The sequence below is a fragment of the Microbacterium sp. LMI1-1-1.1 genome, assembly GCF_040815675.1.
GTDB lineage: Bacteria > Actinomycetota > Actinomycetes > Actinomycetales > Microbacteriaceae > Microbacterium.
Genome location: NZ_JBFPNN010000001.1, coordinates 570,518 through 590,992, shown reverse-complemented (window position 1 = coordinate 590,992; position 20,475 = coordinate 570,518). Strand labels below are relative to the sequence as shown.

The 20,475-nt window shown below is 72.4% G+C and carries 19 protein-coding genes; 4 read left to right on the top strand and 15 right to left on the bottom strand.

The window, feature by feature from the left end; translation table 11 throughout:
- Window positions 1–66 precede the first annotated feature (66 nt).
- Window positions 67–939, bottom strand: a complete 873-nt coding sequence (ftsY, locus tag MRBLMI1_RS02725; RefSeq protein ID WP_367726607.1) for a signal recognition particle-docking protein FtsY — start codon at window positions 937–939, stop codon at window positions 67–69.
- A gap of 4 nt (window positions 940–943) precedes the next feature.
- Window positions 944–4,477 carry a chromosome segregation protein SMC gene (smc, locus tag MRBLMI1_RS02720; RefSeq protein ID WP_367726606.1) on the bottom strand — a complete coding sequence of 1,178 codons (3,534 nt, stop codon included), beginning with the start codon at window positions 4,475–4,477 and terminating at the stop codon, window positions 944–946.
- 497 nt (window positions 4,478–4,974) lie between these two features.
- Between smc and MRBLMI1_RS02715 the strand changes: the two genes are divergently transcribed.
- Both MRBLMI1_RS02715 and MRBLMI1_RS02710 read left to right on the top strand, forming a co-directional pair.
- Window positions 4,975–5,232: a hypothetical protein gene (locus tag MRBLMI1_RS02715; protein WP_367726605.1), complete on the top strand. Its 258-nt coding sequence runs from the start codon at window positions 4,975–4,977 to the stop codon at window positions 5,230–5,232.
- 125 nt (window positions 5,233–5,357) lie between these two features.
- Entirely contained in the window at window positions 5,358–6,446 is a 1,089-nt protein-coding gene (locus MRBLMI1_RS02710; protein WP_367726604.1) for a GNAT family N-acetyltransferase, read from the top strand.
- Window positions 6,447–6,488: 42 nt separating this feature from the next.
- On the opposite strand, the gene mutM is transcribed toward MRBLMI1_RS02710, so the two are convergent.
- The 6 genes from mutM to MRBLMI1_RS02680 form a co-directional block, all read right to left on the bottom strand.
- Entirely contained in the window at window positions 6,489–7,403 is a 915-nt protein-coding gene (gene mutM, locus MRBLMI1_RS02705; protein WP_367726603.1) for a bifunctional DNA-formamidopyrimidine glycosylase/DNA-(apurinic or apyrimidinic site) lyase, read from the bottom strand.
- Complete coding sequence (rnc, locus tag MRBLMI1_RS02700) at window positions 7,396–8,088, bottom strand: ribonuclease III (protein WP_367726601.1); 693 nt, start codon at window positions 8,086–8,088, stop codon at window positions 7,396–7,398. Before rnc ends, mutM begins: the two co-directional genes overlap by 8 nt.
- Before the next feature lie 10 nt (window positions 8,089–8,098).
- A complete protein-coding gene (rpmF, locus tag MRBLMI1_RS02695; RefSeq protein WP_013586329.1) occupies window positions 8,099–8,308 on the bottom strand; it encodes a 50S ribosomal protein L32 in 210 nt (69 codons plus the stop codon).
- Window positions 8,309–8,310: 2 nt separating this feature from the next.
- Window positions 8,311–8,805, bottom strand: a complete 495-nt coding sequence (locus tag MRBLMI1_RS02690; RefSeq protein ID WP_367726597.1) for a YceD family protein — start codon at window positions 8,803–8,805, stop codon at window positions 8,311–8,313.
- A gap of 107 nt (window positions 8,806–8,912) precedes the next feature.
- Entirely contained in the window at window positions 8,913–9,410 is a 498-nt protein-coding gene (gene coaD / locus MRBLMI1_RS02685) for a pantetheine-phosphate adenylyltransferase (protein ID WP_367726596.1), read from the bottom strand.
- A gap of 28 nt (window positions 9,411–9,438) precedes the next feature.
- Window positions 9,439–11,622: an ATP-dependent DNA helicase RecG gene (locus tag MRBLMI1_RS02680; protein ID WP_367726595.1), complete on the bottom strand. Its 2,184-nt coding sequence runs from the start codon at window positions 11,620–11,622 to the stop codon at window positions 9,439–9,441.
- A gap of 50 nt (window positions 11,623–11,672) precedes the next feature.
- On the opposite strand from MRBLMI1_RS02680, the gene MRBLMI1_RS02675 reads away from it, so the two are divergent.
- A complete protein-coding gene (locus MRBLMI1_RS02675) occupies window positions 11,673–12,236 on the top strand; it encodes an RsmD family RNA methyltransferase (RefSeq protein WP_367726593.1) in 564 nt (187 codons plus the stop codon).
- On the opposite strand, the gene thiL is transcribed toward MRBLMI1_RS02675, so the two are convergent.
- Window positions 12,233–13,225: a thiamine-phosphate kinase gene (gene thiL / locus MRBLMI1_RS02670; RefSeq protein WP_367726591.1), complete on the bottom strand. Its 993-nt coding sequence runs from the start codon at window positions 13,223–13,225 to the stop codon at window positions 12,233–12,235. The two genes, MRBLMI1_RS02675 and thiL, sit on opposite strands and share 4 nt — an antisense overlap.
- Before the next feature lie 25 nt (window positions 13,226–13,250).
- Here thiL and MRBLMI1_RS02665 point away from each other — a divergent pair, with 25 nt between their 5' ends.
- Complete coding sequence (locus MRBLMI1_RS02665) at window positions 13,251–13,760, top strand: DUF3515 family protein (protein WP_367726590.1); 510 nt, start codon at window positions 13,251–13,253, stop codon at window positions 13,758–13,760.
- 123 nt (window positions 13,761–13,883) lie between these two features.
- On the opposite strand, the gene MRBLMI1_RS02660 is transcribed toward MRBLMI1_RS02665, so the two are convergent.
- The 6 genes from MRBLMI1_RS02660 to leuC all read right to left on the bottom strand — a co-directional run bounded on the left by MRBLMI1_RS02660 (window position 13,884) and on the right by leuC (window position 20,261).
- Window positions 13,884–14,969 (bottom strand): D-alanine--D-alanine ligase family protein, encoded by a 1,086-nt coding sequence (locus MRBLMI1_RS02660; protein WP_367726589.1) that lies wholly within the window; start codon window positions 14,967–14,969, stop codon window positions 13,884–13,886.
- Window positions 14,869–16,011: an NAD(P)H-dependent glycerol-3-phosphate dehydrogenase gene (locus MRBLMI1_RS02655; protein WP_367726588.1), complete on the bottom strand. Its 1,143-nt coding sequence runs from the start codon at window positions 16,009–16,011 to the stop codon at window positions 14,869–14,871. Before MRBLMI1_RS02655 ends, MRBLMI1_RS02660 begins: the two co-directional genes overlap by 101 nt.
- Entirely contained in the window at window positions 16,001–16,741 is a 741-nt protein-coding gene (locus MRBLMI1_RS02650; protein WP_367726587.1) for a lysophospholipid acyltransferase family protein, read from the bottom strand. Before MRBLMI1_RS02650 ends, MRBLMI1_RS02655 begins: the two co-directional genes overlap by 11 nt.
- A gap of 3 nt (window positions 16,742–16,744) precedes the next feature.
- Complete coding sequence (murA, locus tag MRBLMI1_RS02645) at window positions 16,745–18,118, bottom strand: UDP-N-acetylglucosamine 1-carboxyvinyltransferase (RefSeq protein ID WP_367726586.1); 1,374 nt, start codon at window positions 18,116–18,118, stop codon at window positions 16,745–16,747.
- A gap of 63 nt (window positions 18,119–18,181) precedes the next feature.
- Window positions 18,182–18,778 (bottom strand): 3-isopropylmalate dehydratase small subunit, encoded by a 597-nt coding sequence (gene leuD, locus MRBLMI1_RS02640; RefSeq protein ID WP_367726585.1) that lies wholly within the window; start codon window positions 18,776–18,778, stop codon window positions 18,182–18,184.
- A gap of 1 nt (window position 18,779) precedes the next feature.
- On the bottom strand, window positions 18,780–20,261 hold the full coding sequence (leuC, locus tag MRBLMI1_RS02635) for a 3-isopropylmalate dehydratase large subunit (RefSeq protein WP_367726583.1): 1,482 nt from the start codon (window positions 20,259–20,261) through the stop codon (window positions 18,780–18,782).
- Between the last annotated feature and the right edge of the window lie 214 nt (window positions 20,262–20,475).

Genomic DNA, 20,475 nt, shown 5'->3' with positions numbered 1-20,475 from the left:
TATAGAACCAGTCCCGGCGGCTCGGCGGTAGGCGACGCGCGCGCGGCCGCCCGTGCGATAAGAGGCTCAGTCGACGAGCGAGGCGGCGAACACGTGCGGGGTGAAACCCGTGAGGTCGTTGATGCCCTCACCCTGTCCGAGGAGCTTGACCGGGATGCCGGTGCGCTCCTGCACCGCGAGGACGAAGCCGCCGCGGGCCGATCCATCCAGCTTCGTGAGCACCAGTCCGGTGACCCCCGCGCTGTCGAGGAAGGCCTGGGCCTGCATGAGGCCGTTCTGCCCGGTGGTGGCGTCGAGGACGAGGAGCACCTCGGCGATGGGCGACTGCTTCTCGATGACGCGCTTGATCTTGCCCAGCTCGTCCATCAGGCCGCCCTTGGTGTGGAGGCGCCCGGCGGTGTCGATGAGCACGATCTCGGTGTTCGTCTCCTTGGCGTAGGCGACGGTCTGGAACGCCACGGAGGCCGGGTCCTGGCCCTCCTGCTGCGGGCGGACGATGGTCGCTCCCCCGCGCTCGGCCCACGTGGCGAGCTGGTCGACGGCGGCGGCGCGGAAGGTGTCCGCCGCGCCCACGACGACGGTGCGGCCGTAGCGCTGCAGGAACTTGGCGAACTTGCCGATCGTCGTGGTCTTGCCGACGCCGTTGACGCCGACCACGAGCACGACCGCCGGGCGGTCGGTGAGGCGGAGCGTCGTGTCGAACTTGGCGAAGTGCTCCTCGAGCGTCTCGCGCAGCATGCGCTGGAGATCACGGGGGTCGGTCGTACGGTAGCGGTCGACCTTCTCGCGCAGCTCGTCCACGATGCGCTCGGTGACGTCGGGACCGAAGTCGGCGGTGATGAGCGCCGTCTCGAGATCGTCCCAGGTGTTCTCGTCGATCGTGGGCTTGACGAACAGTCCGCGCAGGGCGCGGCCGAGCGACCAGGAGTTCTCCGCCATCCCGTCAGTTTACGGGGGCGGGCTCCTTCGCCGGTTCGCGGGCGGCGCGGTCGCCGACCCGCTGCCCCACGACCGCCGACACCCCGTCCTGCCGCATCGAGACGCCGTAGAGCGCGTCCGCGATCTCCATCGTGCGCTTCTGGTGCGTGATGACGAGCAGCTGGCTGCTCTCGCGGAGCTTCTCGAACACCCCGAGCAGGCGGCCCAGGTTCGCATCGTCGAGGGCCGCCTCGACCTCGTCGAGGATGTAGAACGGGCTGGGCCGCGCCGTGAAGATGGCGGTCAGGAACGCCACGGCCGCGAGCGACCGCTCCCCGCCGGAGAGGAGAGACAGACGCTCGATCTTCTTGCCGACGGGGCGCACCGACACGTCGATGCCCGTGGTCAGCGGCGACGCCGGGTCGGTGAGGGCGATGCTGCCGGTGCCGCCGGGGAAGAGGATCGGGAAGATCTCGGTGAAGGCGGCGCGGGTGTCCTCGAACGCGGCGAGGAAGATCGTCTGCATGCGCTCGTCGAGGTCCTCGATGATCGTCAGGAGGTCGGTGCGCGTCTGCTGCAGGTCCGCGAGCTGTTCGGTGAGGAACGCGTGCCGCTGCTCCAGCGCGGCGAACTCCTCGAGCGCGAGCGGGTTCACGCGGCCGAGCTGCGCGAGCGTGCGCTCCGCGTCCTGGAGCCGGCGCCGCTGCCCGGCGCGGTCGTACGCGACGGGCTCCTCGCCCTCGACGCCGCCGGGGACCGGCTGGTCGGGCGCGTACTCGGACACGAGGACGTCCTCGTCGAGCGCCAGCTCGGACTGCACCCGTTCCAGCAGGCTCGTGACGTGCAGGCGCTTCTCGTGCATCTCCAGCTCGAGTCCGTGCACGCTCTCGGTCAGCTGCGCGAGGCGCGTGCGCACCGCCGTCTCGTCCGTCCGCGCGCGGGCGAGGTCGGCGGTCACCGCGGAGCGGGCCGACTCGGCGGCGGCCAGCTCGACACGGGCCCGGCTGACGGAGCGGTCGACGGAGTCGAGCAGCATCGGCAGGGCGCCGGCCACCTCCGCGGCGACGTCGCGCTGCGCCCGGCGGATCACGGCGCGGCGGGCGGCCTCCTGCGCGGCGGCCTCCTCGCGCTCGCGCTGCGCTTCGAGCTGACGGATCCGATCGCCGCCCGCACGGACGCGCTCCCGCAGCGTCTCGACCTCCAGTCGCGCCCGCACCTCGAGCTCCCGCGCGGTCTCGAGCTCGGCGAGCAGGCCGTCCCGAGCGGACACGTCCAGGAGCGGACGCGGCTTCTCCTGCGCCCGGACGAGGTCGTCATCGGCGACGCGGGCGGCGTCCTCCGCTTCTGCGACGGCCGCCGCGGCCTGAGCGAGCCCTGTCGCCAGACGGTCGCACTCCGCCACAGCGGCCTCGTGACGGACCGTGACGCGATTGACCTTCTCGGCCTGGGCGGCGATGGCGGCGTCGTGCGCGCGCAGCGTGGCCAGCGCCTCCTTGGCCTGCTGGCGGGCGTCCCCGAGCGCGCGCGTCCGCTCCGCGAGCGCCTCCCGCAGGGAGTCCGCGACCACGACGATCTCGGCGAGGCGCTCCGCCGCGCCGTCGCGTTCGGCCGCGAGCTCGAGCCGGGAACGCCCCGAGCCCGACCCGGCGCGCACCGTGTGCGCCGTCAGCACCTCGCCGTCGCGCGTGACCAGGGTCGTGCCGGCGGGGGCGCCGGTCAGCGACGGCAGCGCGGCCTCGGCGGCATCCAGGTCCTCCACGATGAGGACGAGGGACAGGATGCCGCGCACCCCGGGCGGTGCGGACACCACCTCGGTCGCGGGCACGGCGCCCGGCAGCGAGACCTCCGCACCGGGAACCGTCGCGTCGGCGACGGCGATCTCGACGAGACCGAGGTCGCCGCCGCGGGCCGTGCGGGCCGCCGTGAACGCGGCGGGCGCGTCGTCCACCAGCAGCCCCTCGGCGAGCGAGCCGAGGGCGGCGGCCACGGCCGCCTCGTAGCCCGCGGTGACCTTGATGGCGTCGGACACGAGTCCGCGGACGCCGGTGCCGCCCGCTGCGACGAGGTCGGCGGCGGCGTTGCGGACGTCGAGGGCGCGGCCGAGGGCCGTCGTCTGGGCCGTGAGGGCGTCGCGTTCGCGTTCCGCCGCGTGCAGCCGGTCTCGCAGCGCGGCGACCTCGGTCTCCGCCTCTGCCGTGTCGCGCTGGGCGCGGTCGTAGGCGGCGGCGTGGGTCGCCGACTCCCCCTCCGCGGTCAGCTCAGGGTCGAGGTCGGCGCGCGCCTGCTCCGCTTCGTCGCGCCGGGCCAGCGCCGCGTCCAGCGCGCGCTGCTGACGGTCCACGCCGGCGCGCAGAGCGGCGAGGGTGGACTGCGCCGCCTCGGCTCGACCGCGCAGCGTCTGCACGGCCATGTCGTGCGCCGAGACGAGTGCGCTCTGCGCGGCGATCTCCGTGTCGAGCGCGTCGAGATCCACCCGGGCGCGCGCGACCCGGCGGGCGGCGTCGGCCGCGGCATCCTGGGCCTGTCCGATCACGCCCGCGACGGCGTCGACCTCCGCGCGCGCGTCGTCGATCGTGGCGGTGGAGACGGTCGGCGCGTATGCCCGCTCACCGCCGTCGTCCGCGAGCAGGGCCAGCCGCTGCCCGGCGAGGCTGTAGAGACCGCGCAGGCGCTCCTGCACCTGCTCGAGGGCGAACGTCACGCGGCGGGCCTCGTCGACGGCCTCGGACCGCTGCTCGTCCTCCAGCCGTTCGACCCGCTGACGGAGCGCGTCCGCCTGATCCTGCAGCACGAGGCGTTCGGCGTGGCGCTCGTGCTCCGCGCCGGCGGCGTCCGCGAGCTCCCGCCGCAGGCGCACGAGGTCGTCGGCGAACAGCCGGGCCTTGGCGTCGCGGACGACGGCGGCGATCGTCGCGGCCTCGCGGGCGATCTCGGCCTGCTTGCCCAGCGGCTTCAGTTGTCGCCGCAGCTCCCCGGCGAGATCGCTCAGGCGGGTGAGGTTGGTCTCCATCGCCTCGAGCTTGCGGAGCGTCTTCTCCTTGCGACGGCGGTGCTTCAGGATGCCGGCGGCCTCCTCGATGAAGCCGCGTCGGTCCTCCGCGGTGGCCTGCAGCACCGTGTCGAGACGCCCCTGGCCGATGATGACGTGCATCTCGCGGCCGAGCCCGCTGTCGCTGAGCAGCTCCTGCACGTCGAGCAGCCGGCACGTCTGCCCGTTGATGGCGTACTCGCTGGCGCCGGTGCGGAACAGCGTGCGGCTGATCGTCACCTCGGAGTAGTCGATCGGAAGGGCGCCGTCGGCGTTGTCGATCGTCAGCTGCACCTCGGCGCGGCCGAGGGGACCGCGGGTGGACGTCCCGGCGAAGATGACGTCCTCCATCTTGCCGCCGCGCAGGGTCTTGGCCCCCTGCTCGCCCATCACCCACGCCAGCGCGTCGACGACGTTGGACTTGCCGGAGCCGTTGGGCCCCACGATGCAGGTGACACCCGGTTCGAGCGCGAACGTGGTCGACTGCGCGAAGGACTTGAAGCCCTTGAGCGTCACGCTCTTCAGGTGCATGTGCACGCGCCTTCCGGACGGGTGGATTACCGCCTCACGGTACCCGAACGGGCGCTCCCGGCCGGTTCGCCACCCCGCTCGGCGGTGCCGGCTCCGGGCCGCGGCGCGCCCGGGAGATCCTTGTTTCTGAATGAATGCTTGACTTTCGCTGTGAGCCTTCGCTAGCGTCGGGGGTCGCAACAGCCTCGGAAGGAGGTCATCCCATGATTCGCTTCACCCCAGAGTTCGCCGCCGTCGGCACGCTCGCCGTTGCCACGCGTGCGGGAGTGACCCTCACCGTCGGGCTGTCCGCTCACCGAGCCGGCTGACCCGCCGCGTCGAGACGACTCCGTCGTCTCCGCCCGTCATCCCGCCACCGCTCCGCGCGGTGTCCGCTCGTCCCGCCGCATGCTCGCGGCGCCCCGCCCTCGGCGGAGGACGGACGCAGCGGCCCTCCCTTCTCGTCCCTCGGCGTCGCCGTCGAGCGACCTCCTCTCGCCGACCTTCCGGAGAACACCATGAACACCACGCTCTCGCGTGTCCAGGCCGTCCTGGCCGAACCCCCTGTCGCCGACCTGCCCCCGATGCGGAGCCTGTCGGTGGCGCACCGCCTCGCGCTGCGCGTCAGCGTCTGGCTGCTGCTGCGCACCGTCCGCCGCGTGCGGTCGGTCGCCGCCAGCGAGGTCCTCCTCCGCGCGCGGCGGAACGCCGTCGCCGAGGAGCAGCGGCGCCTCGCCTGGGAACGGGCGGCGCTGCTGACCCGTCCGCGCAGCTGACCCGCGGGGCGGGGGTGTCTCCCCCGCCCCGCCCCCTCCCTCGACGGCGACGCCATGGCCCGTCGAGTCCCCTCCCTCCGACGGGCACGGCATCGCCCACTCCCCTCGAGACTGAAAGACGCATCATGAGCACCGACCACACCCCGCCCGGCCTTGAGCTGCGGCCCCTCCGCATCCCGGCATCCATCGACGATCCGGATGCCGCCGACTTCCTCGAGATGACGCGCATCCGCAACCTCGTGTACGCCGAGGTCTCCGGGCACGACGACCACCGGATGCCGGCGGACGAGCTCCTGCCCGCGTATCAGCCCGACCCGTCCGCACGGCGTTTCAGCTGGATCGTCGTCCTAGACGGGGAGGTCGTCGGCCGTGCCGGGCTCGACCTGCCGCTGGAAGAGGGCGCCCGGTCCGGCCACTGGCTCGTCGAACTGCGCCGCTCCGTCTGGGGTCGCGGCATCGGACGCGCCGCCCTCGCCCTCATAGAACGCACCGCGCGCGACCAGGGGCGCACGGTGCTCTCCTCGTGGGCGGAGCACCCGGCCGCGGACGGGCCGCAGCTGACCGCGCCGACCGGCTTCGGCGCGGTGCCGCGCGATCACGCGGCCCGGTTCTTCGAGGCGTCCGGCAACACCCTCGAGCAGATCGTGCGCGTGAGCGTGCTCGACCTCGGCGGGTCCGAGCCGCACCTGCGCCGGCTGCTCGCCGCGGCCGAGGAGGCCGCCGCCGGGTACCGGGTCGTGCAGTGGACGCTGCCGACGCCGGACGAGTTCGTCGACGGGTACGCCGCGATGAAGGCGCGCATGGTGACGGACGCCCCCAGTGCCGACCTCGAATACGACGAGGAGGTCTGGGATGCCGCCCGGCTGCGCCGCTTCGAGCGGACGTACCTCGACGCCGGACGCCACCTCCTCGTGACGGCCGCCCAGCACGTGGACAGCGGCGAGCTCGCCGCGTTCAACGAGCTGGTCGTCGGCAAGGACCGTACGGGCATCACCCACCAGGAGGACACGCTCGTCGTCGCCGCCCACCGCGGTCACCGCCTCGGCATGCTCGTCAAGTGCGCCGGCCTGCTCGCCTGGCGGGACGTCGCGCCGGATTCCCCCCGGGTGATGACCTACAACGCGGAGGAGAACCGCCCCATGCTCTCGATCAACGAGGAGATCGGCTTCCGCCCGGTGTCCTACGAGGGCGCGTGGAAGAAGGTCCTCATCTGAGCGTCGGGACCCGCCGCGGGCACGCGCGCGGGTCCCGACGGGTCAGCGGACGCGCTGGCAGCGCGGGCAGAAGTGCGACGACCGGTTCATGAACGAGACGCGGACGATGGGCCGGCCGCATCGCGGGCAGGGCTGACCGGTCCGCCCGTAGGCGTTGAGCGAGTGCGCGAAGTACCCGGCCTGGCCGTTGACGTTCACGTACTGCGCGTCGAAGCTCGTCCCGCCCTCGGCGAGGGCCTTCTCGAGCACGGCCTGCACCTCGGCGAGCAGACGGTTCACCGCGCGGGTCGGGAGAGTGGATGCCGCCGTCTCGGGGTGGATGCGCGCGGCCCACAACGACTCGTCGGCGTAGATGTTGCCGATGCCGCTCGCGGCCGTCTGGTCGAGCAACACTCGCTTGATTCCGGACGAGGTGCGGGCGAGGCGGCGGCGGAACGCCGCGGCGTCGAACGCGGGGTCGAGCGGATCGCGGCCGATGTGCGCGACCTGTGTCGGCACGACGGGCAGCGCCGACCCGCGACCGCCCGCGGCGCGGTCGGGGGTGGCGACGAGGTCGTCGACCGCGAGGGAGCCGAACGTGCGCTGGTCCGCGAAGACGACCGAGAGCGGGCCGTGCTCCGGGTGCTCCACCTCGAGGCGGATCCGCTCGTGGCGCTCCGGCGGGGCGCCGGGGACGCGCAGCAGCATCTGCCCGCTCATCCCCAGATGCGTCACGATCGCCTCGTCGGGAGTCGACGGGTCAGCCGCATCCGCCGCGAGCGGCATCCACAGGAACTTGCCCCGCCGCACGGCCGCGACGATCCGCCGTCCGGTCAGCTCGGTCTCGAAGTGCTCGGGCGTGCCGCTGTGGCGGGTGAGCGCGCGGGCGTCGCGCACGTCGACGGAGGTGATGAGGGCGCCCGTGACCGCGGGCTCGAGACCGGCGCGGACGACCTCGACCTCGGGCAGCTCAGGCACGGGCGTCGAGCTCGCGCCACGCCGCCAGGGCGGCCGCCATCTCCGCCTGCTTCTTGCTCGAGCCGATCCCCTGGGTGCGGACGTCGCCGACGGTCACCGTCGCGGTGAAGCGCCGGTCGTGGTCGGGACCGGTCGCCTCGACCGCATAGCCCGGGGCCGCGAGCCCGTGTCGGGCCGCGATCTCCTGCAGGCTCGTCTTCGGGTCCATCGCGGCGCCGTAGCGGTCGGGGTCCTCGAGCAGGGGCTCGACGAGTCGCAGCACGAGCGCGGTCGCCGCCTCCGGCCCCGCCGAGAGATACGTCGCGCCGAAGACGGCCTCCATGGTGTCCGCGAGGATCGAGTCCTTGTCGCGGCCCCCGGTCAGGTCCTCGCCACGCCCGAGGCGCACGTGCGCCCCGAGACCGATGCCACGGGCGACCTCGGCGAGGGCCACGGTCGAGACGACGCTCGCCCGGCGCTTGGCGAGGCTGCCCTCGTCGAGCTCGGGATGCCGCGTGAACAGGCGCACCGTCACCGCCTGGCCGAGCACCGAGTCGCCGAGGAACTCGAGGCGCTCGTTGTGCGGGATCGCTCCGTGCTCGTAGGCGTAGGACCGGTGCGTCAGGGCAAGAGAAAGAAGCTCGGGGTCGATATCGACCCCGAGCTTCTCGGTGAGCGTTCGCCGCCCGACGGAGTTTCGCGTCACGGAACGCGGATCAGACGTCGGCGACCTTGCGGCCCTTGTACTCGAGGAACAGCTCGGTGCCCTGCGAGTCGGTGACGACCTTGGCCTGGTGCGGGCGGCTGTAGACGACCTTGCCGTTCTCGATGGTCTTGACCAGCGCAGGCGCCTCGGCCTTCCACTGCGCGCGGCGCGAGCGGGTGTTCGAGCGGGAGACCTTCCGCTTCGGGGGGTTACCTGCCATGACTAGCTCTTCTCTGTCTTGGGGGCGGCGCGGAGCGCATCGCCGTCGTCTGGGGTGAACTGCTGGAGCGCTGCCCACCGAGGATCGACGGGCGTCTGCTCCGTGTCGCCGGCGTTCTCCGTCAGCCTCTCACCCGTGTTCGGGTCGAGCCCGGGGCAATCCGGCTGACACACCGGCTGGAACGGAAGCGAGAGGACGATGGCGTCCCGGACCAGATTTTCAAGATCCACGTGGTCGTCTTGAACGTCGAAGTCGTTCGCTTCGTCCCCAGGATACGTGAAAAGTTCCTGGAACTCGACTTCGACAGCCTCTTCGATGTCGGTCAGGCAGCGCCCGCACACGCCCACGGCGGTCGTGTCGACGGTGCCGGAGACGAGGATGCCCTCGTGCACGGACTCGAGCCGCACGTCGATCTCGAGCGGTTCGGCCTCGGGGACGGACACCAGACCCTCGCCCCACTTCTCGGGGGCGGGGATCTCGAGCTCGTGCTCGCGCATCTCACCCGGCTTGCGGACGATGTCGCGCACGGGGAGCTGGAAAGGGCCGGGTCGGTGGGTTCTCACGGTCGTCCATGCTACCCGCGCCCTCCGACACGCGGGCCGGGTCAGAGGCCGCGCGACCCCGTGTCGAGGAAGCGCGAGACTGCCGGCGGCACGTACGGCGACACGTCGCCGCCGAGCCCCGCCACCTGCCGCACCAGCGAGCTGGAGACCAGCGCGTGCGCGGGGTCGGGCAGCAGGAACACCGTCTCGACGTGCGCGAGGTCGCGGTTGACGATCGCCATCGGCGTCTCGTACGCCACGTCGACCTGCGACCGGATGCCCTTCACGAGCACCTGCGCCCCGACGTCGGTGGCGTAGTCGACGAGCAGTCCCACGCTCCACGACGCGACGACGACGTCGCCCTCGACGCCCGCCTCGGCGATGGACTGCTCCAGCAGCGCCTGACGCTGCGCGATCGGCAGCATCGCCTCTTTGCCGGGGTTGTGCACGACGAGGACGTGCAGCTGGTCGAAGAGGGACGCGGCACGACGGATGACGTCGAGGTGGCCGAGGGTGGGCGGGTCGAACGAGCCGGGCACCACAGCGATCCGCGGATTCATGGATTCAGCCTACCCAGGGCCGCGGCGGTCACGACTTGGCGAGGGCCGCACGTTCTTCCACGCCGACACGGCGCTCCAGCGCCGCCGCCAGTCCCGCATGCCGCTGCAGGGCGGGGTCGTCGTCGAGCACCCGCTCGGCCTCCGCCCGGGCCTCCGTGATGAGGGCGGCGTCCGTGACGACGCGCAGCATGCGGAGCGAGGACCGGGCACCCGACTGCCGGTCTCCCAGCACGTCGCCCTCGCCGCGCAGCTCGAGATCGACCTCGGCGAGCTCGAAGCCGTCCAGCGTGCGTGCGACGGCATCGACGCGGGCGCGGGACGAGGACCCGGGCGAGGCCTCGGTCACGAGGAGGCAGAGCCCCGGGAGGCCGCCACGGCCGACGCGACCGCGCAGCTGATGGAGCTGCGAGACCCCGAACCGGTCCGCCTCGAGGATGACCATGGTCGAGGCGTTGGGCACGTCGACGCCGACCTCGATGACCGTCGTGGCGACGAGCACGTCGATGTCGCCGCGCGCGAACGCCTGCATGACCGCGTCCTTCTGATCGGCGGGCATCTTGCCGTGCAGGACCTCGACGCGGATGTCGGCGAACTGCGGCAGGCGCGACAGCAGCTCGGCCACCTGCACGACCCCCCAGCGCGTCCGCGCGGGCTCGGCGGATCCCGCGGACGCCGGAGGGGATGCCACCGGCTCATCGCCCACCTCGTCCGAGGTCAGCTGCTCGGCGTCGATGGCCGCGCACACGACGAACGCCTGGCGCGACTGCGCGACCTCCTCCGCCACGCGGTCCCACACCCGCGCGAACCACCCCGGCTTCTCTGCGAGCGGGGCGACGAACGTCGAGATGCCCGCGCGGCCCGCCGGCATGGTGCGGATCGTCGAGACGTCGAGGTCGCCGAACACCGTCATGGCGACCGTGCGCGGGATGGGGGTCGCGGTGAGCACGAGCGTGTGCGGCGAGTCGCCCTTCGAGCGCAGCGCCTCGCGCTGGTCCACCCCGAAGCGGTGCTGCTCGTCCACGACGACGAGCCCGAGGTCGGCGAAGGTCGTCGTGGAGCTCAGCAGCGCGTGCGTGCCGACGACGATGCGGGCCTGCCCCGAGGCCACGCGCAGGGCGGCCTTCCGCCGCTCGGCGGCGGGGAGCTGACCCGTGAGGAGCGTGGGCATGAGCTCCGGCGCCAGCTGCGGGCCCAGGGAGCGGGCGATCGAGCGCACGTGCTGGGCCGCCAGCACCTCGGTCGGGGCGATGAGCGCCGACTGCCCGCCGGACTCGGCGACCTGCAGCATCGCCCGCAGGGCCACCAGCGTCTTGCCCGAGCCGACCTCGCCCTGCACCAGCCGGTTCATCGGCCAGTCCCCGACGAGGTCGCGGGCGATGCGCTCGCCCACGTCGGCCTGGTCGGGCGTGAGCGCGAACGGCAGCGCCGCGTCGAAGCGCTCGCGCAGACCGCCCGGCGCCGCGGGACGCTTCGCCGCCGACAGGGCGCGGACGAACTGCCGCTGCTGCAGCAGCGCGGTCTGCAGGACGAAGGCCTCCTGCCAGCGGAGGGTGTCGACGGCCGGGCCGATCTCGTCGTCGTGCTCCGGGCGGTGGATGTGCTCGAGCGCGGTGCGTGCCGACAGCAGACCGTGACGGCGGCGCAGGGCCTCGGGCAGCGGGTCGTCGATCTCGCCGAGCCCGTCGAGGACGAGCGAGATCGTCTTCTGCACGAGGGTGCTGGGGATGCTGCTGGTCGCGGGGTAGATGGGGATCGGCCGCTTGGCGTTGACCTCCGCCTCGGCCCGCGCCTCGGCCAGGTCGTCGAACAGCTCGTAGTCGGGATGCGTCAGCTGCGTCTGGCGCCGGTACTCGCCGACCTTGCCCGAGAAGATGCCCCGGCGCCCGGGCGTGAGGTCCTTCAGGCGCCAGGACTGGTTGAAGAAGGTCAGCGACATGCGTCCGTCGCCGTCGCTGATGACGACCTCGAGCAGGGAGCCGCGGCGGTTCTGCATGCGGCGCTCGGTCGCGCTGACCACCTCGGCGACGATCGTCACCGGCTCGCCCAGCGGCAGCGAGGCGATGGGCGTGAGCTCCCCCCGCCGCGCGTACCGGCGCGGATAGTGCTCGAGCAGCTCGCCGACGGTCTTCGTGCCGAAGGCCTTGTCGAACGCCGTGGCGGTCTTGCCGCCGACCGCGCCGTCGAGGCGCGAGGAGAGGGAGAGGCCCGGCATGCCTTCGAGTCTAGGCATCGGGTCGGACACGCCGTTTGTAGGCTGGGACGGTGACCCGCATCATCTCCGGCCGCGCCGGCGGCACGGTCCTCGACGTCCCGGCCAAGGGCACGCGCCCCACGAGCGACCGCGTCCGCGAGTCCCTCTTCGGCGCGTTGGAGTCGGCCGGCCTCCTCGACGGCGCCCGGGTCGCGGACCTGTACGCGGGATCGGGCGCGCTGGGGCTGGAGAGCCTGAGTCGCGGCGCCGCCTCGGCGGACCTCGTCGAGCTGTCGGCCCCGGCCGCGGGACTCATCCGGCGCAACGCCGCCCGCGTCGGCGCCGCGGGGGTGTCCGCCCGCGCGTCCGTCCACCGCGCGAACGTCACCGCCTACCTCACCTCCGTCGAGGCGGAGTGGGACCTCGTGTTCCTCGATCCGCCCTACGACCTCGCCGACGCGGACCTCACCCGGGCCCTCACCGCACTCGCCCCGCACCTCTCCTCCGACGCGGTCGTCGTCGTGGAGCGGTCCACGCGCTCCGGCGCTCCGGACTGGGCCGCAGCCGGGCTCGTCGCCGAGCGCGACCGCGCCTACGGCGACACGACGATGTGGTGGGGTGGCCTGCCCGCCTAGCCGCGGCCGGCGTCCCAGTCCCGGTACGGGTCCCATCCCCCGCGCCCGGTGTACGGCGTGCCGTCGACGACGAGCGGCGCACGGCCGCGCTCCTCGACGACGCCGATGCGCCGGCCCGCCCCCGCCGCTCCGGGCGGGAACGTGACGAGGAACCCGTGGTCCTCGCCGCCCTGCAGCGCCTGTCCGGGGTCGTCGCCGAGCGCGGCCGCGTCCAGCGCGACGGTGACCCCGGACGCCTCGGCGAGCCGGGTGGCATCCAGGGCGAGACCGTCCGAGATGTCCATCATGGCCGTCGCGCCGGCGGCGGCCGCGGCGAGAGCCTCCGCGATGGGCGGACGCGGACGCAGCTGACGGTCCAACGCCCGTTCGTCCCCGGGCGACAGTTCCGCGCGGGCGTCGGGCGTCACCGGGACCGGCGCGCCGGTGGCATCCGTGAACCTTTCGAAGAGCACGCGGAGACCGCGATCCGCCTCGCCGAGCTCCCCCACCACGTGCACGGCGTCACCGGGACGCGCGCCCGAGCGCAGGACGGGTACGCGCCCGTCGAGGCTGCCCAAGGCGGTGACGGCGATCGTCAGCGTGTCCGAGACGGTGAGGTCGCCGCCCTCGACCGCGCAGCCGGGCGCGAGCTCGGCGCAGGCCGCGGCCAGCCCGTCGGCGAAGATGCGCACGAACGACAGCGGGGTGTCGTCCGGCAGGGCGAGGGCGACGAGGAGCGCGATCGGACGGGCGCCCATCGCCGCGACGTCCGAGAGGTTGACCGCGGCCGCCTTGAATCCGAGGTCGAACGGCGACGACCACGTCAGACGGAAGTCCGGGCCGTGCACGAGCGTGTCGGTCGTCGCGACGACGCGGCCGTCGGGGACGGCGAGCACCGCGGCGTCGTCCCCGGGGCCCACCGGTGCCGTCGAGGGGGGAAGGCGGTCCAGGATGCCGCGGAGGATCTGCCCCTCGGACAGCTCTCCCACGGTCGGCTCGGCGTCGGTCACCGTCCCACGCTATTAGCCTGGAACGGTGTCCCGCTCCTCCCGCGCCCTCGCGCTGCTCACCGCCGCCGTCCTCCTCCCGGGACTGGCGTCCTGCACCGCGACCGTGTCGATGGAGCCCGCGCGCCTGGCGAACGACCCGGCGTGCGCCGAGATCGTCTCGCGACTGCCCGACTCGCTGTCGGGGCAGGAGCGCCGGTGGACGGACGCCCAGGGCACCGGCGCGTGGGGGTCGCCCACGAGCGTCCTGATGACCTGCGGTCTCGAGGACCCGGCCCCGTCGACCCTGCCGTGCCGGGACTTCGAGGGCGTCGACTGGCTGGTCGACGAGTCCCAGGCCGAGGACGACCGGTACACGATCACGACCTTCGGGCACTCCCCCGCGGTCCAGGTGTTCTTCGACTACCAGACGGTCTCCAGCGCCGACGTCGCACAGGCGCTCGGGTCCCTCGTGCAGCGCTACACCGCCGACACCGGTCGCTCCTGCACGGCGCGTCCGGGCGAGGAGGCGACGCCGACGCCGGACGCCGGCTCCTGACCCGGCGCGGGCCCCTCGCCACCGCTCGCCGGCGCGGGCCCCTCGCCACCGCTCGCCGGCCGGGCGACGTCGTCACCGCTCGCCGGTGTGCGCGGCGGGGCCCCGGAGGACCCCGCTCACGACTCAGGCCGGCGCGAGCGCGGCGTCGAGCAGGTCGCTGATGAGGTCGGGGTAGGACAGGCCGGAGGCGATCCAGCAGGTCGGGAACATCGAGATCGGCGTGAAGCCGGGCATGGTGTTGACCTCGTTCACGAAGAACTCGGTGCCCGTGTAGAAGAAGTCGACACGAGCCAGTCCCTGGCCGCCGAGCGCCTCGAACGCCTGGGCCGCGATGCGCTGCATCTCGGCGAGCTCTCCGTCGCCCAGCTCGGCCGGGCACACGAGATCCACGCCGGGCGCGTTCAGGTACTTCGCCTCGAAGTCGTAGAACTCGCGGCCCGTCACCACGATCTCGCCCGCCACGCTCACGCGCACGGGACCGCCGTCACGGCCGGGCAGCACGCCGCACTCGAGCTCGCGCCCGACCACCGCCTTCTCCACGAGCACCAGACCGTCCTCGGCGAAAGCCGTGTCGAGGGCGGCATCCAGGTCCTCCCAGCGCGACACCTTGGTGACGCCGACGCTCGAGCCGGCCTCGTTCGGCTTGACGAAGACGGGCAAGTCGAGCGCTCGGATGCGGCGCTCCCACAGGTCGCGGTCGCGCGCGAGGTCCGCGCGGGTGACGGCCACCCACGGCACCACGGGCACGTTCGCCGAGCGGAGCACGCGCTTGGTGACGTTCTTGTTCATGCCGATCGCCGACATGAGGACGCCGCCGCCGGCGTAGGGGATGTCGAGGAGCTCGAGCAGTCCCTGCACCGTGCCGTCCTCGCCGAAACGCCCGTGCAGGATCGGCAGCACGACATCCACCTCGCCGAGGGAGCGGGTGCCCTCGGCATCCGTCACCGTCCATTCGCGCGAACGCGTCGAGTCGGGCAGACGCACGCGCGTGCCGTTGTCGCGGACCTCGGGCAGCGCCTCGGGGCGCAGCGCGAACTTGTCGGGGTCGTCGTCCTCGAGGACGAACGCGCCCTCGCGGGTGATCCCGACCGGGATCACCCGGAAACGGTCACGGTCGATCGCCCGCAGGACCCCGCCCGCCGTGGCGGAACTGATCGAGTGCTCGCTGGAGCGCCCGCCGAAGAGCACCACCACCGCCGGTCTGGTCATTCTGCGTCCTCTCGCCCTGCGGCTGATCGTCGTCGGTGGTCAGGTGCGGTGCGATGTCGCGCGGGTCCATGGTGCCGTCGAGCACCATCTTCACCTGCCGCACGATCGGCATGTCGACGCCGACCTGCTTCGCCAGCTGCAGGACCGGGGCGACGGATGCCAGGCCCTCGGCGGTCTGCTGCATCTGCGCGACCACCTCTTTGTAGCCGTATCCCTGCCCGAGCAGGCGCCCGGCGGTGTTGTTGCGGCTCAACGGCGACTGGCACGTCGCGATGAGGTCGCCGAGCCCGGCGAGGCCCTGCAGCGTCTCGGGCTGCGCGCCCTGCGCCACGGCGAAGTCGGTCATCTCGACCAGACCGCGCGTGATGATGGACGCCTTCGTGTTCTCGCCGTACCCGACGCCGTCGACGATGCCGATCGCGACGGCGATGAGGTTCTTCAGCACGCCGCCGAACTCGGTGCCGATCACGTCGGTGTTGACGAACGACCGGAAGTACCGGTTCCGCGCCCGGCGGGCGACGGCCTCGGCCGTCTCGGGGCTGAGCGAGCTGATGACCGCGGCCGTGGGCTGCTCCCGGGCGATCTCGAGGGCGAGATTCGGCCCCGACGCCACGGCGATCCGCGCGGGATCGCACTGCAGCACTTCCTCGATCACCTGGCTCATGCGCAGCCCGGTCGACTTCTCGACGCCCTTCATGAGCGAGACGATCGGGACGTCCGTGCGCTCGACGAGGGGCTTCAAGGCGGCGAGGTTCTCGCGCAGCGACTGGCTGGGCACCGACAGGTAGATCTGCTCGGCACCGGCGAGGGCCGCGGTCAGGTCCGTCGTGGCCGTCATCGTGCGCGGCAGGTTGATGCCGGACAGGTACCGGCTGTTGCGCTTGCTCTCGGTGATCTCGGCCGCGAGCTCGGCACGGCGCGCCCACATGACCACCGAGGCGCCGCCGTCGGCCAGGATCTTGCCGAACGTCGTCCCCCAGCTGCCGGCGCCGATCACGGCGACCTTCGGACCCGCGGCGGGTGCGACGTTCTTACGACTCAAGGCGCCCCGTCTCGTTCTGACCGTGCTGGGAGGGGTTCCAGCGCTCGGCGGGAGCCGGGATGCCGCGGATGGCGGCGAGCATGTCCGCCACGCGGTTCATCATGACGTCGGTGGCGCGCGCGAGCGCGGCGGGCTGGGTGGGCGTGTCGGCGTACTCGGACAGGTCGAGCGCCTCCCCGAACTCCACCACGACGCGGGAGCGACGGGGGAACTTCAGCTTGCCGTAGCGCGGGAGGATCTGCTGGACCCCCCACTGCGCCATGGGGATGAGCGGCAGGTCGCCCGCCAGGGCGAGACGAACCGCCCCGGTCTTGCCGCGCATCGGCCAGAGGTCGGGGTCGCGGGTGAGCGTGCCCTCGGCGTAGACGATGACGCCGCGGCCGTCGGCCGCGATCTCCTGGGCGGCCTTCATGGACTGGTTCGCGCTCGTGGACGTCCGCGGCACCGGAACCATGCCGGTGGCCCGCAGCGCGGCGCCAAGCACCGGCACGCGGAAGAGGCTCTCCTTGGCGAGGAACCGCGGAGCGCGCCCGGTCCGCCACACCGCAACGGCGACGATGAGCGGGTCGAACTCCGAGTTGTGGTTGGGCGCGATCACGTACGCGCCCTCCCGCGGGAGGTTCTCCGCGCCGCGGATCTCGATACGCGCGAACAAGCCGACCGCGGGCACGATGATCGCGGCGAGCGGCCAGAACGCGCTCGGACGGCTCTTCTCGGGCGAGACGGCCACGGCTCAGCCGACGACGTCGAAGTCGGCGTCGAGAGCCGTGAGCTTCTCGAGGAACTTCTCGTAGCCGCGGCGGATGATGCCGATGTTGCGCACCGTCGACTCGCCCTCGGCGGCCAGCGCGGCGATGACGTAGCTGTAGCCGCCGCGCAGGTCGGGCACCTCGACGTCGGCGCCGTGGAGCGGGGTCGGGCCGTTGATGACCGCGGCCTGCTCGAGCGAGCGGCGCGGGACGCGACGGTCCGGGCTGGAGATGCCCTTCGGGTGCACGACGATGTCGGCGCCCATCTTGTTCAGCGCCTCGGTGAAGCCGAGACGGTTCTCGTAGACGGTCTCGTGCACGGTGGAGGTGCCGGGAGCCTGCGTGAGCGCGACGATGAGCGGCTGCTGCCAGTCCGTCATGAAGCCGGGGTGCACGTCGGTCTCCACCATGACGGGCTTGAGCGACGCGCCGCGGCGGAACAGGATGCCGTCCTCGCGGACGTCGAACCAGCCGCCGGCCTTGCGGAAGACGTTGAGGAACGTGAGCATGTCCTGCTGACGGGCGCCCTTGGCGAAGATCTCCCCGTCGGTCGCGAGAGCGGCGCACGCCCAGGACGCGGCCTCGTTGCGGTCGAAGATCGCGCGGTGGTCGTAGCCGACGAGCGAGTCGACGCCTTCGATGAAGATGACGCGGTTGGGCTCGTACGAGATGATCGCGCCCATCTTCTGCAGGACGGCGATGAGATCCATGATCTCGGGCTCGATCGCCGCGTTGCGCAGCTCCGTGACGCCCTTGGCGCGCACCGCGGTCAGGAGCACCTGCTCGGTCGCACCGACGCTGGGGTACGGCAGCTCGATGGACGCCCCGTGCAGACCGTTCGGAGCGGTGATGCGGATGCCCTCGTAGCTCTTGTCGACGACGGCGCCGAACGCGCGCAGCGCGTCCATGTGGAAGTTGATCGGACGGTCGCCGATGCGGCAGCCACCGAGGTCCGGGATGAGCGCCTCGCCGAGGAGGTGCAGCAGCGGACCGCAGAAGAGGATCGGGATGCGCGACGCGCCGGCGTGGGCGTCGATCTCCTCGAAGTGCGCGGCGACGGCGCCCGAGGGGTCGAGGTGGAGCGTGCCCTCCTCGTCGCCCTCGGTCACCGTGACGCCGTGCACCTCGAGCAGCGAACGGACGACCTTGACGTCGCTGATGTTCGGGACGTCGCGCAGCGTGCTGGTGGTCTCACCGAGGAGCGCCGCCACCATGGCCTTCGTCACGAGGTTCTTCGCGCCCTTGACCTCGACGGTCCCGCGGAGGGGTCGGCCGCCGCGGATGGAGAGGGTCTCCGCCGCCTCCCAGTCCGGCTGGCCGGGGGTCTGGTCTTCGGAATCGGTGACGAGAGTGCTCATGGGGGGTGGACCTCACTTCGTGGACGAGGGGCGGCAGATCGACCCCGATCGGGTCGATCGGGCTCAGCGGACGGGGATCGTCCGCGGCCGCCATGCCTCGCGGCGCGCCTCGAACTGCGCGATCTTGTCTGCGTCGCGCAGGGTGAGCCCGATGTCGTCGAGCCCTTCGAGAAGCCGCCACCTAGTGTAATCGTCGATCTCGAAGGAGACCGTGAGGTCGCCCACGGTGGCGGTGCGCGCGGTGAGGTCGACCGTCATCTCCATGCCGGGCCGGGCGTCGACGGCGGCCCAGATGCGCTCGACCTCGTCCTCGGTGATCACGCCGGTGACCAGGCCCTGCTTGCCCGCGTTGCCGCGGAAGATGTCCGCGAACTTCGGGCTCAGCACGACGCGGAAGCCGTAGTCGCGCAACGCCCAGACGGCGTGCTCGCGGCTCGAGCCGGTACCGAAGTCGGGGCCGGCCACGAGGACGGATGCCGCGCGGTAGGGGTCCTGGTTGAGCACGAACCCGGGGTCCTCGCGCAGGTTCGCGAAGAGGGCGTCCTCGAAGCCGGTCTTGGTGACGCGCTTGAGGAACACCGCGGGGATGATCTGGTCGGTGTCGACGGCCGAGCGCTTCAGCGGGGCGACGACGCCGGTGTGCGTGGTGAACTTCTCCATGTCAGGCCTCCGCCCCGGTCGAGACGTGCGCCGACGGCACGGGGTCGAGGTCCGACGGGCTCGAGAGCGTCCCGCGCACCGCGGTGGCGGCGGCGACGAGCGGCGACACCAGGTGCGTGCGACCACCCTTGCCCTGACGGCCCTCGAAGTTGCGGTTCGACGTCGACGCGCAGCGCTCCCCCGGGGCCAGCTGGTCCGGGTTCATGCCCAGGCACATCGAGCAGCCGGCGAACCGCCACTCGGCGCCGAACTCCGTGAACACCTTGTCCAGGCCCTCGGCCTCCGCCTCCAGGCGGACGCGCGCCGAGCCGGGCACGACCATGACGCGCACGTTCTCGGCCTTGCTGCGCCCACGGATGATCGACGCGAACGCGCGCAGGTCCTCGATGCGGCTGTTCGTGCAGGACCCCATGAAGACGGCATCCACCGGGATGTCCTTCATCGGGGTGCCCGCCTGCAGGTCCATGTACTCCAACGCCCGCTCCGCGGCGGCGCGCTCGTTCGGGTCCGCGATGTCGGCCGGGGTCGGCACGACGTCCGACAGCGACACGCCCTGACCCGGGTTGGTGCCCCAGGTGACGAAGGGCTCGAGCTCGGCGGCATCCAGGAACACCTCGGCGTCGTAGACGGCGCCCTCGTCGCTCGGGAGCGTGCGCCAGTACGCGACCGCATCGTCCCAGTCCTGACCCTGCGGGGCATGCGGGCGGCCCCGGAGGTAGTCGAAGGTGATGTCGTCGGGCGCCACCATGCCGGCGCGCGCGCCCGCCTCGATCGACATGTTGCACATCGTCATCCGGCCCTCCATCGAGAGGGAGCGGATCGCGCTGCCGCGGTACTCCAGGACGTAGCCCTGGCCGCCGTTCGTGCCGATCCGGGCGATGACGGCGAGGATGATGTCCTTGGCCGTCACGCCGGGCTTGAGATCGCCCTCGACCGTGATGGCCATCGTCTTGAAGGGCTTCAGCGGAAGCGTCTGCGTCGCGAGCACGTGCTCGACCTCGCTCGTGCCGATGCCGAAGGCCATCGCGCCGAACGCGCCGTGGGTCGACGTGTGCGAGTCGCCGCACACCACCGTGATGCCGGGCATCGTCAGACCCAGCTGAGGACCGACGACGTGGACGATCCCCTGCTCCTTGTCGCCCAGCGAGTGGATGCGGACGCCGAACTCGTCGGCGTTGCGGCGCAGCGTCTCGATCTGGGTGCGGCTGGTGAGGTCGGCGATCGGCTTGTCGATGTCGAGCGTCGGCGTGTTGTGGTCCTCGGTCGCGATCGTCAGGTCGAGGCGCCGGACGGGGCGTCCCTCGGCGCGCAGACCGTCGAAGGCCTGCGGGCTCGTGACCTCGTGGACCAGGTGCAGGTCGATGTAGATCAGGTCGGGCTGGCCGTCCTCGCCCTTGACGACGAGGTGGTCGTCCCAGAGCTTCTCGGCCAGGGTGCGGGGACGATCCGGGACGTGGATGCCGTCGGTCGGGGTGCTGCTCATGTTCTGCGTTCTCCTCGAAGGGGGTGAATGGCCCGCGACGAACTCCGCGACGAGAGAGGCCTAGAAAGTCGAGGTCTCGTCGCGGCCGCTAAGGAGGAGGCGAGCGATCCGCATCCGGCCACGATACCACCGGCCCCGGGAGGGTCCGCCGTAACACGGCGCCGCACGGATGTGACCCCGCGGGCGGCCACGTGCGAACCTGTGCCGACACGTC